Annotated in this window: 1 protein-coding gene; it reads right to left on the reverse strand. The window is 64.3% G+C overall.

Annotated features, from left to right (window positions below; genetic code table 11):
* Nucleotides 1-7: 7 nt before the first annotated feature.
* A complete protein-coding gene (locus IWX88_RS13665; RefSeq protein ID WP_370568376.1) occupies nucleotides 8-1,198 on the reverse strand; it encodes an IS30 family transposase in 1,191 nt (396 codons plus the stop codon).
* Between the last annotated feature and the right edge of the window lie 51 nt (nucleotides 1,199-1,249).

The following is a 1,249-nucleotide window of genomic DNA, read 5'->3' on the forward strand; positions in this document are numbered from 1 at the left end:
GGCGAATTCAGGCGGTGGTCGCAACACCGGCTTGATTTGACTGGTTCGAGAGTATCTCGCTGAGGACCTCAGCTGGGGTGCGGTAGCCATGACGTTTCCGAGGCCTTGCGTTGAGTTCCGCGGCGACATTGTCCAGGATCCCGGGCCCGTGGAAGGAGAGGTCGGTGCTCTTCGGGAAATATTGCCGCAGCAGCCCATTTGTGTTCTCGTTGCTGCCTCGTTGCCAGGGCGAGTGTGGGTCGCAGAAGTAGATCGGCATCCCGGTCGCCATCGTGATCTCTTGATGCTTCGCCATCTCCCGTCCCTGGTCCCAGGTCACCGACCGGCGTAGCTGTTCCGGGAGTGTGTTCATCGCTTTGATCATCGCGGTCGACACGGTCAGGGCAGTGTGGTCGCCGGGCAGGTGCAGCAGCTTCACGAACCCGCTGGTCCGCTCGACCAGAGTCCCGATCGCGGACCTCGTCGACGTTGAGCCGATGATGAGGTCGCCTTCCCAGTGACCGGGAACAGCACGGTCTTCGATCTCGGCCGGCCGGTCAGAGATCATCACCATGCCCTGGAACCGCCCCGCCTTGGGGCCATCCGGTTTCTGGGGGCGGCGCCGTGCGCGTCCGGTCCGCAACGCGGTCGCGACTTCCAGCCGCAACGAGCCGCGGCCTTGGACGTAGAGGGCTTGGTAGATGGTCTCGTGGGACACCTGCATCTCCACATCCTCGGGATGCTCGAGCCGGAGCCGGCCAGCGACCTGTTCGGGGCTGAACCGTTCGGTGAGCATCGACACGACCTGTTCCCGTAACGCTAACCCGTCCAACTTCCGTCGTCGTGGTCGGCGGGCCCGCGCCCATGTCTGCTCCTGCGCCAACGAGGGCACGTACCGGTCATAGACCCGGTTCCGTGCCACCTCGCGACTGATCGTCGATGGCGCCCGCCCGAGCAGGCCCGCGATCTGACGCACCCCTTGGCCTTGGGCGAGTTGGAAGCCGATCTCTTCCCGCTCCCGCAACGATAACGACCCGGGACGTATGACAGCGGAACTTCGGAAAGGTAATGGCAGCACCTGCCGATCCTCGCCGAGCCACCGATACGCCGTCGCCCGCGACACCCCCGCGGCCCGCGCAGCGGCCGACGTCGCAAGCCCCTCGTCCAACCCTTTCCAAAACGCCAACCGAACAGCCAACGGCGAAACAGGTCTTGCCATCGAAAATACCCACTAGAACTCAGGGTGTTGCACTCACCACCTGAATTCGCC

This window comes from Frigoribacterium sp. CG_9.8 (genome assembly GCF_015751965.1).
GTDB lineage: Bacteria > Actinomycetota > Actinomycetes > Actinomycetales > Microbacteriaceae > Lacisediminihabitans.